Consider the following 15,148-nt stretch of genomic DNA (forward strand, 5'->3'; position numbering starts at 1 on the left):
GAAGCATGGCCTACGACCAGAACGAGACCGAGCGCGCGATCCTCGAGGTCATCCGAGCCATGCGCGAGGATCCCGAGAAGTACAAGTCCGTCATCCGCGAACTCGAGGCGATGAAGACGGACGAGGAACGGGTGAGCCGCCTGTTCACCTTCGCGACCGGCGAGCGCGATCTCGCCGCTCTCCTCCCCGCCCGCGCCGGGGTGGACGAGGAGGCCGCCACCCCCACGATCACCACGGTCACCGTCACCACGGTTCTGGTGGAGTGCTGAGCGCCGGAACTGCCACCAGCGCCGTCAGGCCCGGGGCACCGGCGGTGGTCCGGGCACTGCCCCACCCCCGCGAGCTCGACGCCCGCATCCCCTACACCGAGTCCGCGTACTGGTACGCGTGCGGCGCGCTCGCCCCCGGCTCCGTCCAGGGGTGGAAGCTCTACGTACCGATGACGCCGGGCAACGCCCGCGAGGTGATGTGCCGCCTGGCCCCTGTGCTGCTGGGGGCCGGGCTGCACTTCAAGTACGTCAAGGACATCGCCACCCTGCAGCAGCTGAACGCGGGGGTGTACGGGTACTCGCAGATCGGCAAATGCCTGGTCATCTATCTGCCGCACCCCGACGTGACCTTCCTGGACATCCTGAAGGACACGCTCGGTCCGTACCGCGACCAGTGCCCGGCAGTCCCCTGCGCCCGGCCCTTCGGCGGCCGGCTCCCGCTCTACTACCGCTTCGGCTGCTACCTGGGCCGCACGCTCGTGCTGGGCCCTGACGAGATCGAGGACAACCGGACCAGCCTCGCCCACGCGGTGCCCGAGGGCGTCGAGGACGTCCTCGCCGCGTTCACCGACCCGGAGCCGGAAGACTCCGTGGTACGGCACTTCTTGCGGCGCTACCCCGTCTTCCGCGCCCTTGCCCAGCAAGGCAAGTGCGGCGTCTTCCATGCCATGGACACGAGCGGCGAAACCCTCAGGGAAGTCGTGCTGAAGGCGGGTTACCACCGCGGGCAGCTGCAGGCCGACGGAACCGACGGCTGCGACCTCCTGCGCCGGGAACTCGCCTGCTACCGGGTCCTCGCCGAACGCGAACTGGACCGGCTGGCCCCTGCCCTGCTGGACGTGCTGGACGTCCCCCGCAAGGTCGTTCTCGTCCTGGAGTACATCGACGGCGGGAGCCTCCTGCACCACAAGCTCACCGGGCGGCTCGCCGTGGGGCACCTGGAGCGCGCGTGGACGCTGCTCGACCGGTTCCACGCGGCCGGCGTCTACCTCGGCGACGCGAAGCTCGCGAACTTCCTCGTCGACGCGGACGACGACGTGCGTGCGGTGGACTTCGAGGCCGCGGGCGTGATCGGCGACCACGCACCGCCGATCCGCACGTTCTTCGTCACCCCGGAGCCGAGCGATCCGCGGCGCTCCGACCTGGCGCACTTCCTCGTCTCGGTCCTCTACCCGTACGCCCAGGGCCGGGACGGCTGGGGCGACCGACACGTCGACCTGCGCGCCTGTCTCGAACACGAGCCGGGCGACGAGGCGGAGGCCTGGGCGCTCGAACGCCTGGGCGTCCTCTGCGGTCGAGGTCCTGATCGACCCATCGGAGGGTAGCCAGGCGCCAGGTCCTCCCCGGTCAGTCGGAGTGCCCGATCACATGCCGCCGGGCTCACCGTGGTGGGAGGCTGTGGCCCCGGCACATGGCGCACCGAGGCCCGCGCCTGGTCCACGAAGCGTCCGGGCCACGGGTAGCCATCGGTCTTGGTCAGGAGGTAGTCCTCGACCAGAAGCCTTCGTGAGGCGATGGTGGTGGCGCCCTGGAGCACGCCGACGGCAGTGACCTCCTGGGCGGTTGAAGATGAAGGCAATCTGGTCGTCCCAGGGCCCGTGGAGAGGCAACCCAGTCGACGACCAGCAGACCACGTATGTCACCTCAGCCCGAGCTCTTCGACGCGCTCCCTGGTCTCGCGGGCCGTCGGTGACGCCCAGTCCGTGACCTTCGTGGCGACCTGCAGCCGACCGGTGCACCGCACCGGCACTGCCGGATGCAACGCCCTGCCGATGGCACTGCGGCGTCCCGATTGTGTTTGAAAATCACACGACGCCCATCACCAAGGCAACTCATCCCGGTGACACCAACTGCAACACATCGAACTGTCCCCCACCAACCACGCACGCAGCCCTGACCAGCAGAAACCAGGCTCAGCCTCCCAGGACAGCCCCTGCAGCCCAACATGGACAATCACGAGCGGTGTCGCCGTCACGTGAACGTCTCCCTCGATGGTCCGGACCCCGGCCCCCGGGCCGGAAAGGCGGCGCCAGCGGACTACTTCACGTAGATCTCGTCGAGGGTGTCGATGACCCCTTCCGCATTCAGGTGGTAGCGGAAGGGGAGGCCCTTGTCCGGGTGGGTGTCCAGCCAGGAGGTCAGCTCGCTGGTGGAAATGGGCTTGCCCATCACCTCCGAGGGGAGGATCGGCGCCGTCGCGGTGATCTTGGCCTTCTCCGAGATCTGGATGTACGTCCACGGGCCCGACGGTTCGAAGCGCCCGGGGCAGCCGTACGTGCCGTGCTGGACGATGAGGCTGGTCATGCCGCCCTCGGGCGTGTAGCGGTGCACTGCGATCGTGTCGGGCGAGACCGGCATCCTGTGGTCGGCGCCGCAGGGCGGGGCGGAGGGCGGGGCGGAGGGCGGGGCCGGGGCGGGCGGATTCTTCCCGGCCGGGGTGGCGCTCGCCGAGGGCTTGGGCGCCGCGCCGGTCTTCGAGGGGGCCGACACGGCAGTCGTGGCGGTGGGCGCCGCCGGTGCGGCCGCACTGGGCTTCGCCTCCGGTGCGGCGGCCTGGTCGTCGCCGTTCTGACAGGCACTCAGCGCCAGCATCCCGCACACCGCGAGAACGGCCATGGCCGCCTGCCCCCGTACCGCTCTCATGGTCTTCTCCCTCTACGAGTTCCGCCGTCGCGCAGACCGTAGCCCCCGGGATCCGGCCGGGGCGATGGCCGGATGTCTTTCGTCACCGGGCCGGGATCGGCTTGTTGCGGAGTACCAACATCCGGCCCCATGCGGCGGACGTCCGTGCCAGCCACCGGGTCGGACCATCACACCCGAAGTCCGAGCCATGCTCCTCTTCGGACAGAACACGAGGACCATCGCCGTACTCCAACTCGACTACCTCGGCGGGCGGCATGCTCACCGGAGCCGTCATCGTCGGCCTCAACAACCAGCCCCGGCTCTCCGCCCTCCTTGCCGGCCCCAGCCTCCTCGCCCTCGCCACCCTATTCGTCCTCAGGAAGAACCACAGAACCCTCAACGCCGGCGTTCAACAGACAGCCCGCGGAGCCCTCAACACCACCCAGCAGCCGCCCCTGCTCAGCGAGCGGAAGATCCTTCAGCCGGTGCTGGTAACGGTCGTGGACCCGGTCCGAAAAGCCGCCGTAGTCCGGACATGCAGCCCCCGCCGCACGGCCTCGCGCCACCATCTCGACCGTGCCGAACTCGGCCGTAACCGCCTCGACATCCACAGCGTCGATCCCTTCGAACACCAGCGAGTCCCAGAACGGTGCATCGGTCTGCATGACCGGCACCATCGCCGTCCACCACCAACTGCCGCAGCGGGCAGCAGGGACCTGAGGGAGCGTCAATTCGGATCGCTGGACGACAAGGCGTACGCGGTCTCACGCGACCGTCTCCTCACAATCGAACAACGGGTAACGCTCCGCAACGGCTCCCCAAGATCTGTGCCAGAACCCGGGAGTTGAGTCAACGGTCAACCAGCCGTGGACGCGGGGACCTCACCCGTGGATTCCGCGTCGGTGTCGTCGGTGCCGACCGGGCCGCGGGGAAGCATCCGGTCCAGCCACTTCGGCAGCCACCAGTTGGTCCGGCCGAGGAGTGTCATGGTCGCCGGTACCAGCACCATGCGTACGACCGTGGCGTCGATGAAGATCGCGGTGGCCAGGCCGAGCCCGAACATTTTGGTGGAGGGGTCATTGGCGACGGCGAAGGACAGGAAGACCGCCACCATGATGAGGGCGGCCGAGGTGATGATCCGGGCGGTGCCCGAGACGCCCTCGACGATCGCCGTGCCGTTGTCGCCGGTGCGCAGGTACTCCTCGCGTACGCGGGAGAGGAGGAACACCTCGTAGTCCATCGACAGGCCGAACAGGATGGCGAAGAGGAACATCGGGATGAACGACACGATCGGAACCGTCGCTTCCAGTCCGATGAGTGCGCCTCCCCAGCCCCACTGGAAGACCGCGACCATGATGCCGTAGGCCGCGCCGATGCTCAGCAGATTCAGCAGTACCGCCTTGAGCGGTACGAGTATCGAGCGGAAGACCAGCATCAGCAGCAGGAACGACATCGCCAGCACGGTGGCGATGAGCACCGGCAGGCGTTGGCTGGTGCGTCGGCCCACATCGGACAGGCTCGCGGCGGCGCCGCCGACGTGGGCTCTGGCCGGGCCGTGCCCGATCGCCGTGGGCAGCACGTCGGTGCGCAGCCGGGCGATGGTGTCGGCCGTGGCCTTGTCCTGAGGGCTGGTGGTCGGGAACACCACGAGGGTCGCGATGCCGGTGGCCCGATCGATGTGCGTCGGCGCGACGGATGCGATGCCCGGATCCGCCGCGACCGCCCCGACGAGTCGCTCCAGCACTCCCGGATCACCGGCGGGGTCCGCGGCGATGACGAGGAGACCGTTGGTGCCCGGGCCGAATCCCTCGGCGACCAGGTCGTAGGCGCGGCGCTCGGTACGGCTGTGGGGCATTGAGCCGTCGTCGGGCAGGCCGACGCGCAGGCCGAGCACGGGCAGCGTCGCGGTCAGCAGCAGCCCCGCCGCGCCGATCGCGTACGGCACCGGGTGCCGGCTGACGTGCCCGATCCAGCGCCGCCACCCGGCGGCGTGGGCGGCGTCTGCCGCCGGCTCCTGCCGCCGTGCGAGTCGGCCCAGCTTCCCGGTCCGCAGAGCCCTGCCGATCCGGCCGGCCCGGGCCAGGCGTGAGCCGGCGACGCCGAGGAAGGCCGGCAGAAGCGTCACCGACGCGACCACCATGGTCAGGACGACGATCGAGACGGCGAGCCCGCCCACCGTCATGAACGGTACGTTCGCGACCGCAAGGCCGAGGATCGACACCACGACGGTGCCGCCGGCGAAGACCACGGGCCTCCCCGCCGTGGCCACCGCTCGTCCGGCCGCCTCGTGCGGATCGAGCCCGCGCGCGAGGTACTCCCGGTGCCTGGCGAGCACGAACAGCGCGTAGTCGATGCCCACTCCGAGCCCGACCATGCTGCCCAGGACCGGGGCGAAGGTCGGGACGTCCGTCACCCCCGCCAGAACCGTCATCGTGGCGACCCCGACGGTCAGCCCGAAGACCGCCATGCCGATCGGCAGCGCGGCGGCGACGAGCGAACCGAACGCCAGGAACAGGATCGCGGCCGCGGCGAGGAGGCCGATCAACTCGCTCGCGCCGCCGTCGGGGTCGGAGAAGGCGTAGAAGAGGCTCCCGCCCATCTCGATGCGCAGGGGCAGTTCGGCGCGCAGCCGGTCGCCGAGATCGATGAGGGCGTCGAGGTCTTCGGCCGACAGCCGGCTCTGGTCGGGGTACTGCACCCGGACGACTGCGATCCGCCCGTCGGCCGATACGAGGCCGCCGCGCACGGCGGTGTCCCCGCCCGCGTCGAGGGCCCCCACCGGGTCGCTCGTGCCGAGCACGTGCGGCAGCCGCTTCACCTCGGTCTGCAGCCGCGTGAGAGCGGTGCGCGCACCGTCGTGGTCGAAGAACGTCGCAGTGCCGTCGAGGGGGGTGACGACCACTTGGGCGGTCATCCCCTCCTGGCCGGTGCCGGCCCGCTCGATCAGTTCCGCGGCCCGCTGGGAGTCCAGTCCCGGAGCGGTCATCGAATCCGCATTCCGCCCGCCGAAGGCGACGGCGGCTAGGACGACGAGCGTGGCGGCGACCAGCCATGCCGCGATCACCCGCCGGGGATGGCGGGCGGCGCCCCCGCCCAGGCGCAACAGGGCTTTCGACAACATCGGGTCCTCCAACCACCTCGTCGGCCGTCCTTGTACGGCCTCCGATGCCGAGGCTCGTCGCCACGGCGCTCCGCGGCATCGGCTCGCGGGTCGCGGATCCATTGGCCCCAAGTCGGAGTGACACCCCGTCCTTTCGGCCGATGCGCGGCACGCCGCGGTCCCTAGGCTGGGAACCGTGCTCCGAGACGACCTGCGAACCCTGTGGACCGAACCCCGGCCGCCCGACGCGCCCGCCCGGGTGCGGCGGGATTGGGCGCTGCTCGCCGCGTGCCTTGCCGGTGTGGCGCTGGAGGCCACCCTGCGCGAGAACGTCGTGTGGCGTCCGGTGGCGGTGGTGTTCGCCGTATGGCTGTGCCTGCTGCCCCTGTGGCGCCGGACCCGCCCGCTGGCGATGGCCACGCTGGCGTTCGGCTCGGTGATCCTGCTTCAGGTGGCCTCGCTCGTCGCCGCACCGCGCGAGCCCGTCGGCCTCTACACCGGCGCGGTCGTGCTCGTGCTGGTGTACGCGCTGCCCCGGTGGGGATCGGGACGGGAGATCGTGCTGGGCGGCGCGGTGATCGTCGCCGCGTGCGCGCTGTGTGCCTTCACGGACGAGACCCCGGTTGTCGAACAGGTCGTGGGCTTCCTCTTCGGGCTGCTGCCCGGCGTGGTCGGGGCTGCGGTGCGGTTCCGGGTGACCGCTCGCGAGCGGCAGTTGGACCAGGTGCGCTCCCGCGAGCGCGAGCAGCTCGCCCGGGAACTGCACGACACGGTGGCCCACCACGTGTCGGCCATGGTGATCATCGCTCAGGCGGGCCGGGTGCTCGCGGGCACCGACCCGTCCGCCGCCGTCGAGGCGCTGGAGGGGGTCGAGGAGGAAGGGGCGCGCACGCTGGAGGAAATGCGCGCCATGGTCGCCGCGCTGCGCGACCGCGGGGTCGGCGCCGAGCTGGCTCCGCCTGCCGGTGTCGCGGATCTGGAGCGCCTGGTGCGCACCCCGAGTGGTCGCCTCAGGGTCGACCTGGGGCTCGACGGCGAGCTGGACGCGCTGCCCCCGGCCGTGGACGCGGCCGTCTACCGGATCGTGCAGGAGTCGGTGACCAACGCGATGCGCCATGCGGTCGACGCGACCGAGGTCGTCGTGCGGGTCGCCGCCGAACGGCACACGGTACGGGTGAGCGTGCGCGACAACGGCCGGCGCACCGGCCGGGGTCGCGACGGATACGGACTTACCGGACTGCGCGAGCGCGCGACGCTGATCGGCGGCACACTACGAGCCGGCCCTGGTACCGACCGGGGCTGGCGTGTCGACGCCGAACTGCCGAGGGCGAGGAGCGAGAGCGGTGTCCATTCGCGTCCTCGTCGCTGACGACCAGACGATCATCCGCACCGGGTTGCGGATCATGCTGAACGCCCAGCCCGGCATCGAGGTGGTCGGCGAGGCCGCCGACGGGCGGGAAGCGGTACGTCTGGCCCGCGAACTGCGCCCCGACGTCTGCCTGTTCGACATCCGCATGCCCGTACTCGACGGGCTCGAGGCCACCCGGCTGGTCGCCGGCCCGGGCGTCGCCGACCCGCTGGCCGTGGTCGTCATCACCACGTTCGACCTCGACGAGTACGTCTACGGCGCGCTGCGTGCCGGGGCCCGCGGATTCCTCCTCAAGGACACGGGACCAGACCTTCTGGCCCAGGCCGTACGGTCGGCGTCGGACGGTGAGGCGCTCATCGCGCCCAGCGTCACCGCCCGTCTGCTCCAGGCGTTCGCGGACCTGCCCGCCGGCCGGCCCGTGGCCCAGCCGGTCTCCCCCGTCACCGCCCGCGAGGAGCAGGTGCTCCTCGCCGTCGCTCGCGGGCTGACCAACACCGAGATCGCCGATGCACTGCACATCAGCCTCAGCACGGTGAAGACGCATCTGGCCAGCCTGATGGCCAAACTCGGCGCCCGCAACCGGGTCGAGATCGCGATGTGGGCCTACGAAACGCGCCGTATCCTCCCCGGAACCTGAGCCGGATCCCGGTATGCAGCACGAACAAGATGCCGCAGAGTGCCTGCCGGTCCGGCACTCGCGGGCGACCCTCCACCTGCTTCGGCACCGGCTCGGGCAGCAACGGCTCGATGAGCAAACACAGTTCATCCGACACGATCCACGGCCGCGACTCACGTTTCCCCACGGCCAGGCCAACGACCACCCGAACCGAAAGTCACCTGATCAACAGCTTCTGTCAGGACCTCTTAGGTCGGGGACGCCTCCCCTACCCCACCTCTCCTTCGAAAGCCGTCAGGAGTAACGGAATTGCGAGACCAGAGCTATCCTGAAATTTGACCGCGCAATCACGGACGCGCCTTCAGGTCATTGCCGCGTCAACAATCAACCACCTGTCATCTCCCTAGCGCGGTTGGATCGCATCCGAAATCGGTGACGTCTCAACCACTCGCCGTGGGTGCGGAAGAGAAACACGGGTTCGTTCGGAAATGCGAGACTCACATGACAATGCGTCCGGGATCCGGGCAAGCCACACAGGACGCCTCCTCGGCTGAAGTGATAGAGGCTGTGCCGCTTGAGCTTGCCGAAGATCCCAAGGTTGGCCCCCGGGGGGCCGCCTTCAGCAAACTCTTCTTTGCGCATGGTGCCTACGGTCGGCTCATCAACGCCCCCGTTGAATCAAACTTTGCGGTAGTCGCATCCATCTGCGAAGTCGACAACCAGGGTCACCCGAAAAAGGGGTCGGCCACAATGCACGTCTCAAACGTCGTCCCCTTCGATGACGGCATAGTCGGGGTATGGGGACACATTCAGTGGGACACCGACCTCAGAGTCCGAATCTCACTACTCTGGTAGGGCGGGGGTGACACTGGAGGCGTCCCCCCATTGAACTGCGGCGTCGGCAGACCGGTCGGCCGGCATGTCCCCGAATCCGCTGATGAGTAGCCCCTGCGGGCCGCCACTCGGCTGTCAGCGCTGATGGCTGCCGTCGGTGTAGAAGACGGTGAAGTCGAGATTGTTGTCGTCGTGCGGGGTGTCGTCGCCCAGGTCGTCGCCCCCGGTACTGTCGTAGTCCCAGACCTGGATCGTGACGGGAACGTTCTGAATGGTGTCGGGCAGGTCAGTGGAGACGACCCAGTACGGGTCGACGCCGGAGACATTGTCGGCCCTGGGCGTAACGTACTCGACCCCGTTGATGAATACCTTCGCGTAGAAATCGGGGTGGCCTTCCAACGCTGCCTCGAGCCCCTCCCAGGAACACGGATCTACGCACCCGACGTGGGTGATGGTGACGGAGAACGGGCGGGTGGGGTCGGCCTGGAACGGCCCGCCCCCGCCCCCTGGATGAATAAATCCGATGTCGCCGCCGGTGCCGCGCTCCTCCTTGGCGTCTCCGACATCTCCGCGGCCCTCGGGCGCAACACCGCTCCGTTGGCCGTCCTTTGTGGCGCCTATGTCACACCAGTGCCGCGCCGCCGTCTATCGCGAGCGTGGTGCCGGTGACGTAGGCGTTGGCCAATACGAAGAGATAGGCCGCCGCGGCTTCCTCGGCAGTGCCTACACGCCGCGTGAGCAGCTCGGACCCGGCGCCCTGGAGGAAAGCCTCCGGGTCCGGGACACTGCCGTCCCACAGCTCGGTACGGATCACGCCGGGCTGGATCACGTTGACGCGCAGAGGCGCGAGTTCCACGGCGAGTGCCCGCGACAGGGCCTCGATGCCGCCGGTGATACCCGCCGTGAGCGCGGTTCCGGACAGGGGACGGATCGCGAGGACGCCAGAACTGAAGGTGATCGAGCCGCCGTCACGCAGCCGCGGTGCAGCGTACTTGGCGGAGAGGAACGCGCCCCAGAACCGGCGCTCGAAGACGGCCCTGGCCTCCTGCGGGGTGGTGTCGACGACCGGCTTCATCAGCAGAGATTCGCCTGCGGTGTAGACGAGGTGGTCGAACTCCCCGACCTGCTCGAAGAACGCGGCGATGGCGTTGCCGTCGGCGACGTCCAGGCGGCGGCCCTCCGCCGGCTCGCCCAACCGCTTCGTCGCGGCGTCCACGCGGTCCTCGTTGCTGGAGGCGACCACGACGTCCGCGCCGGCCGCCGCGGCCTGTTGGGCTACCGCGAAGCCGATGCCGGAGGTTCCACCGATGATCACGATCTTCTTGCCGGCCAGAGACATGGGATCCGTTCCTTCGTCGATGCAGTGCCGGGGCTCGGCAACCGCCATGAGAAGAACGTACGCCCCCACATCGAGACGTTGAATGACTTAAAATCTCGATTCCCTGTCATATCGTCTCGCCATAGAGGCACTAGAGTGGCGACGTGGACATCCTGAGCGACACCCTCGAAGTTCTGCGCACGGGACGCCCGATGGTGACGCGCACCGACGCGCACGCCCCGTGGGCGCTGAAGTTCCAACCCATCTCAGGAGCCGGATTCCACGTGGTCGTGGAAGGGCACTGCCACCTGCTGCCACCGCACGGCCAACCGCTCGCGCTCGGACCCGGCGACATCGTGTTCCTGCAGCGCGGCAGCGGCCACACCCTGTGCGACGCGCCGGGCCGCGATCCGGTGGACTTCGTACCGGACCGCGTGGACCGTTCCTCGCCGATCGGCCAGGTCACCGTGGACGGACCGGGGCTGCACACGGTGCTGGTGTGCGGCGCGTACGCGATCGACGTCGATCGCCCGCATCCGCTGTTCAGCGATCTACCGGAGGTCATCCACCTGCCCGCGGTTCCCGGCCGCCACCCGGTGCTGCGCTCGACGGTCGATCAGCTGTGCGCCGAGTTCCACGCGCCGCAGCCGGGCTCGGACGCGGTCGTAACGGCGCTCATCGATCTGCTGCTGCTGTACGTCCTGCGGTCGTGGTACGCCGAACTACCCAAGGAACGGACCCGGGGTTGGGCGGCCGCACTGACCGACCCGGCAGTCGCCCCGGCCCTGAAGGCGATCCACGACGATCCCGGCCACCCCTGGACCGTGGAGTCTCTGGGCGCCCGCGCCGGGCTGTCCCGCGCGGCGTTCGCCCGCCGCTTCGCCTCGGTGGTCGGCGAGCCGCCGTTGACCTACCTGACCAACTGGCGGATGGCCACCGCGGCGCGGTTGCTGCACCAATCGCCGGCTCCGCTGAGCACAATCGCGCAGCACACGGGGTACACGTCGGAGTTCGCCTTCGCGAAAGCTTTCAAACGACACTTCGGGTCGCCGCCAGGGGTCTACCGCAAGCAGGTCAAGACGGCAGGCGACGAACCAGGCGGATACAACTGACAGTGCGGGCCAGGACATCACCACAAGGGACGGGAAGCGTTGGTCGCTGCCGATCTGGCCTCGCTGTGGCCCCGACGTGGTGGAGCTCCGGGCGGATCGTACCCAAGACCCCGTCGACGCGGTGAGCACGACGATGCGAGACGTGGCGGAGCTTCTGGAGGCGAAGGTACAGGTTGACGACGGCGGTTACCGCGATTCCCAATCGGGATGTCACGCATCTGGCTTGACGGGCGGTACGGGTCCGTACCACGTCCGTCACGCAGGAGACCCGAGAGGACAGGTGTAGGCCGGCATCGCCACGTTCGTGATGCACGGGCCGGGAATACCTGGTCGCGCTGAAGGCGGAAGACGCGATGGCCTCCTCACGATGCACACCTTCACCAGACCGACGAACTCCGCGACCGCACACCGAGGTGCGGGCAGGTGTCTGGATCGCCGCCGCTTCACGGTCGTGCCGTTGGCAGACGCGCGGTGTCCTGCGGGGCACCAGCCGGGCCGGGGCTCGGGCGGGAGACTTCCGGGCATGCACGCGGAGTCGCTGGCGGTGGAGCTGCACCGGCTGAGGCCGTCGGAGTTCACCGCTGCCGATGCGATCCGCGCACTCGTTCGGCCACCGCGGGATCGTCTTCCGTGTCCTGAGCGTGAACGGGCTCGGCAAGGCCGGCTGCCGGGGCTCGCGGCGGGTCAGCCGGAGGTGGGGGCGCGGCCGTGTGCGGTGTCGGGAGCCGGTCGTCGCACCGCAAGCCGGACAGATCTGGGAACCTGCTGGTACTGGTCCAGCCACGTGGGGGGAGGGCGGGGGCGGGCGGGCACAATCTTGTTCATACAGCGAGTCGGCGGCCGCGTCGGTGGACCAGCCAGACACCGAGTCCTCGCCGGCCGCGTCGTCGGCCAGCGCGAGCCACGGGTCATCGAGGCGGAACCGGTGCATGGCGCCTCCTGCCCCGGACAGCACCAGCGAGGCGACCGTCGGCCCCATGGGTACGTCGATCTTGTCGTGGGTGAGGAACCAGGCCACGACCGTGCGGCGGTCGAACTGCGGGTGCACGTCCGTGCCGGCCCCCCGGGTCGGGGAAGTCGAGGGCGACGGCGCCAGTTCACCACCGCGGCCCGGCCCACCCTGGCCATCCGCGCCACCACCTCCACCAACGACGCCCGGTCACCACCGGGCGCGGCTGGGCGGAGGCCGGCGAGCGGGGAGCCGCGGCCGGCCGTGACGGTGCGCACGGCCCGCCAGTCCACGGAAGGGCGGAACCCGCAACCTTCCATGGACGTGATCCAGGCGGGAACATCCTGGTATCGGTGGACGGGGGTGGCAGACCATGGGGCGTAGACGGAGTGCGTGGGCCGGGTCGGCGGTAACGGGAGCAGCCGCAGTGGTGGCGGCTGTGCTGGGGCCGGTGACCAACTACGCCAGTGAGGCGGTGCCTGGCTGGGCGGCGCAGGCGTGGGTGATCTGGCCGGTGTTCGCCGTGCTGGTGGGGGTCAGCACCGGGCTGTTGCTGTGGGGCCGGCATCTGGATGCCGCAGCGAGGCCCCCGGCGCGGCTGGCACCGGTGAGCCGACTGGCCCGAGGCCAGCAGGCTTCGTTACGCCCCCCGTATGTTCAGCGCGTGCGGGGGCGTGAGGGCGAACTCGCCGTGCTGGCAGGCATGCTTCGGCGGCCACAAGGCCGGTTCGCGGTGCTGTGCTCGGTCGGCGGGATGGGCAAGACAACGGTGGCCGCGCAACTGGCCACCCAGGCCGAGGCGGCGGGCTGGCGAGTGTTTTGGGTGCGCTGGCGCGACGGTGCCGAGCTGGCGCAGCAGATGGTACAGGCGGCGCTGGCCTGCGGCCTGCCAGAGGCAGAGCTGGAGGCCGCGCGAGCGGGGCAGGCGAGCCTGCCGGATGTGGTCTGGCGACAGTTGGGCCGGGTGCGGCGGTGGCTGCTGGTGGTGGACAACGCCGACGAGCCGCACGAGATCGGCCCGGCAGGGGAGCCGGTGGCGGACTATCGCGGCTGGATCCGTCCTCACGGCCGGGGCCTGCTGGTGGTGACCAGCCGGGATGGCAGCGAGCAGACCTGGGGTCCGTGCGCACGGCTGCTGCCACTGGAGCCGCTGCCGGTGCGGCCTGCGGGGCAGGTCCTGCTGGACGCTGCTCCCGCCGCCGGCACCACCGAGCAGGCCCGGGAGCTGGCGGCGCGACTGGGCGGGCTGCCACTGGCGTTGCACGCAGCCGGCACTTATCTGGCCGGACCCACCAGCCGCTACCGCACCTTTGCCGCCTACCGCCAGGCCCTGGAACAGGAACTGCGGTTCTTGTTGGGAGCGGCGGACCCGAACGCCTCCCATCCGCAGGTCGCCCGCGCCGTGGTGCGGCACACCTGGGAGGTGTCCTTGGATCAGCTCGCCGGGGAGGGCAACGCATTGGCCCGCCCTGTGTTGCGACTGCTGGCCCTGCTGGCTCAGGCCCCCGTCCCCCTGTCCCTGATCACCCCGGACCTCCTATCCGTCGTCACCGGACACGACGTCACCCCGGTGGCCCTGGACGCCGCGTTCGCCGGCCTGCACCGCTACGGTCTCCTCGGCCTGCCCCACTCTCCCGGCAGCACCGGCCCGGCGTCGGGCAGCAGTGAGGGGGCGCAGGCGGTGCTGCATCCCCTGATCCGACAGATCAACGCTGTCGCCCTCACGGCCGAGACCTCCGATCTCGTCGTGTGGCACCAGGCCCTTGCCGAGCGGCTGACCACGGCCGTGCACGAGGCCGACCAGCGCGGGCGCGCTGGTTGGCCTGCAGCCGTGCTCCTCGCCCCCCACGTGCCGCTGCTGCTCGACTACGCGGATCCGCGCACCGCCACACACCACCGCACCACTGTCAACGCCCTGGCGCAGGTGCTGCAGAAGGCTGGCGCTTTCGGTGCGGCGCGCCTGCTGCATGAACGGGTCCTCGACGTCGAGACCCGCATGCTGGGCCCCGAGCACCCGGATACCTTGACCAGCCGCAACGACTTGGGCAATGCCTTGTTCGGAATGGGAGAGCCGGCAGAGGCAATACGCCTGCTCCGGCAGACCCTGGAGGACCGCACCCGCATCCTGGGCCCCGTGCACTCCGATACCTTGACCAGCCGCAATGACCTCGCATGCGCTTTGGACGGGACGGGTGAGCATGCCGAGGCGGTAGGTCTGCTGCGGCAGACCCTCAACGACCGTACCCGTGTCCTGGGCCCCGAGCATCCGCATACCCTGGCCAGCCGGGACAGCCTCGGTCTCGCGCTGGACGGGATGGGCGAGCACGCACAAGCAGTGCGCATGCACCGGCAGACCCTGGAGGACCGCATCCGTGTCCTGGGCCCCGAGCACCACCTCACCCTGCTCAGCCGCCACAACCTCGCCAGCGCCCTGACCAGGGCGGGTGAACAGACGGAAGCGATACAGCTGCTGCGGCAGGCGCTCAACGACCACGCCCGCATTCTGGGCGACGAGCATCCGCACACGCTGGCCAGCCGGGACAGCCTCGGTCTCGCGCTGGACGGGATGGGCGAGCACGCACAAGCAGCGCGCATGCACCGGCAGACCCTGGAGGACCGCACCCGCATCCTGAGCCCCGAGCACCCGGATACCCTTGCCAGTCGCCACAACCTCGCCATCGCTTTGACCAGTGCAGGTGAGCAGGCCGAGGCGATAGACCTGCTGCGCCGAACCCTCGATGACCGCGTCCGCATCCTGGGCGAGGAGCACACGCATACCTTGAGCACCCGCAACGCGCTGGAGACGGCGCTGGCCATGTCCACCCGACGGCCACAGAGCCGGTGGTGGCACTGGCTGCGGCGCAGGAACGTCGCAGCCAGTGGCGGTTGAGGAGGTCCTGTATCCCCGATCCGCCGCCAAGCGACAAGTAGCACTCTGTAATTATTGTTGCATTGTGTG

Annotated in this window: 11 protein-coding genes and 1 pseudogene; 6 read left to right on the forward strand and 6 right to left on the reverse strand. The window is 69.8% G+C overall.

The features are described 5' to 3' along the window. Window positions 1-5: 5 nt before the first annotated feature. Window positions 6-269, forward strand: a complete 264-nt coding sequence (locus ACFYZS_RS24885; protein WP_389016532.1) for a hypothetical protein — start codon at window positions 6-8, stop codon at window positions 267-269. Beyond that, window positions 263-1,594, forward strand: coding sequence for a hypothetical protein (locus ACFYZS_RS24890; RefSeq protein ID WP_389016535.1), 1,332 nt, complete (start codon window positions 263-265; stop codon window positions 1,592-1,594). Before ACFYZS_RS24885 ends, ACFYZS_RS24890 begins: the two co-directional genes overlap by 7 nt. Before the next feature lie 712 nt (window positions 1,595-2,306). Here the strand turns inward: ACFYZS_RS24890 and ACFYZS_RS24895 are convergent. From ACFYZS_RS24895 to ACFYZS_RS24905, 3 genes are all read right to left on the reverse strand, one after another. Continuing rightward, a complete protein-coding gene (locus ACFYZS_RS24895; protein WP_389016538.1) occupies window positions 2,307-2,912 on the reverse strand; it encodes a hypothetical protein in 606 nt (201 codons plus the stop codon). Between the two features lie 344 nt (window positions 2,913-3,256). After that, the gene (locus ACFYZS_RS24900; RefSeq protein ID WP_389016541.1) at window positions 3,257-3,556 is read right to left on the reverse strand and encodes a hypothetical protein; all 300 of its coding nucleotides are present in this window, start codon (window positions 3,554-3,556) and stop codon (window positions 3,257-3,259) included. 191 nt (window positions 3,557-3,747) lie between these two features. Beyond that, window positions 3,748-6,012, reverse strand: a complete 2,265-nt coding sequence (locus tag ACFYZS_RS24905; RefSeq protein WP_389016544.1) for an MMPL family transporter — start codon at window positions 6,010-6,012, stop codon at window positions 3,748-3,750. Window positions 6,013-6,187: 175 nt separating this feature from the next. Between ACFYZS_RS24905 and ACFYZS_RS24910 the strand changes: the two genes are divergently transcribed. Next, window positions 6,188-7,360: a sensor histidine kinase gene (locus ACFYZS_RS24910; protein WP_389016547.1), complete on the forward strand. Its 1,173-nt coding sequence runs from the start codon at window positions 6,188-6,190 to the stop codon at window positions 7,358-7,360. Further along, window positions 7,335-7,997 (forward strand): response regulator, encoded by a 663-nt coding sequence (locus tag ACFYZS_RS24915; RefSeq protein ID WP_389016550.1) that lies wholly within the window; start codon window positions 7,335-7,337, stop codon window positions 7,995-7,997. Before ACFYZS_RS24910 ends, ACFYZS_RS24915 begins: the two co-directional genes overlap by 26 nt. Here the strand turns inward: ACFYZS_RS24915 and ACFYZS_RS24920 are convergent. The 3 genes and pseudogenes from ACFYZS_RS24920 to ACFYZS_RS24930 all read right to left on the reverse strand — a co-directional run. After that, window positions 7,972-8,136 (reverse strand): annotated as a pseudogene (locus ACFYZS_RS24920) (transposase); the annotation flags it as partial. The gene ACFYZS_RS24915 and the pseudogene ACFYZS_RS24920 sit on opposite strands and share 26 nt — an antisense overlap. 809 nt (window positions 8,137-8,945) lie before the next feature. Next, entirely contained in the window at window positions 8,946-9,431 is a 486-nt protein-coding gene (locus ACFYZS_RS24925) for a hypothetical protein (protein ID WP_389017237.1), read from the reverse strand. Between the two features lies 1 nt (window position 9,432). Beyond that, the gene (locus ACFYZS_RS24930) at window positions 9,433-10,197 is read right to left on the reverse strand and encodes an SDR family oxidoreductase (RefSeq protein ID WP_389016552.1); all 765 of its coding nucleotides are present in this window, start codon (window positions 10,195-10,197) and stop codon (window positions 9,433-9,435) included. A gap of 95 nt (window positions 10,198-10,292) precedes the next feature. On the opposite strand from ACFYZS_RS24930, the gene ACFYZS_RS24935 reads away from it, so the two are divergent. Both ACFYZS_RS24935 and fxsT read left to right on the forward strand, forming a co-directional pair. Then, window positions 10,293-11,240: an AraC family transcriptional regulator gene (locus tag ACFYZS_RS24935; protein ID WP_389016555.1), complete on the forward strand. Its 948-nt coding sequence runs from the start codon at window positions 10,293-10,295 to the stop codon at window positions 11,238-11,240. Window positions 11,241-12,640: 1,400 nt separating this feature from the next. Then, entirely contained in the window at window positions 12,641-15,079 is a 2,439-nt protein-coding gene (gene fxsT / locus ACFYZS_RS24940; RefSeq protein WP_389016558.1) for an FxSxx-COOH system tetratricopeptide repeat protein, read from the forward strand. Window positions 15,080-15,148: the final 69 nt, after the last annotated feature.

Source organism: Streptomyces sp. NPDC001903 (assembly GCF_042891345.1).
In the GTDB taxonomy this organism is placed as follows: Bacteria; Actinomycetota; Actinomycetes; order Streptomycetales; family Streptomycetaceae; genus Streptomyces.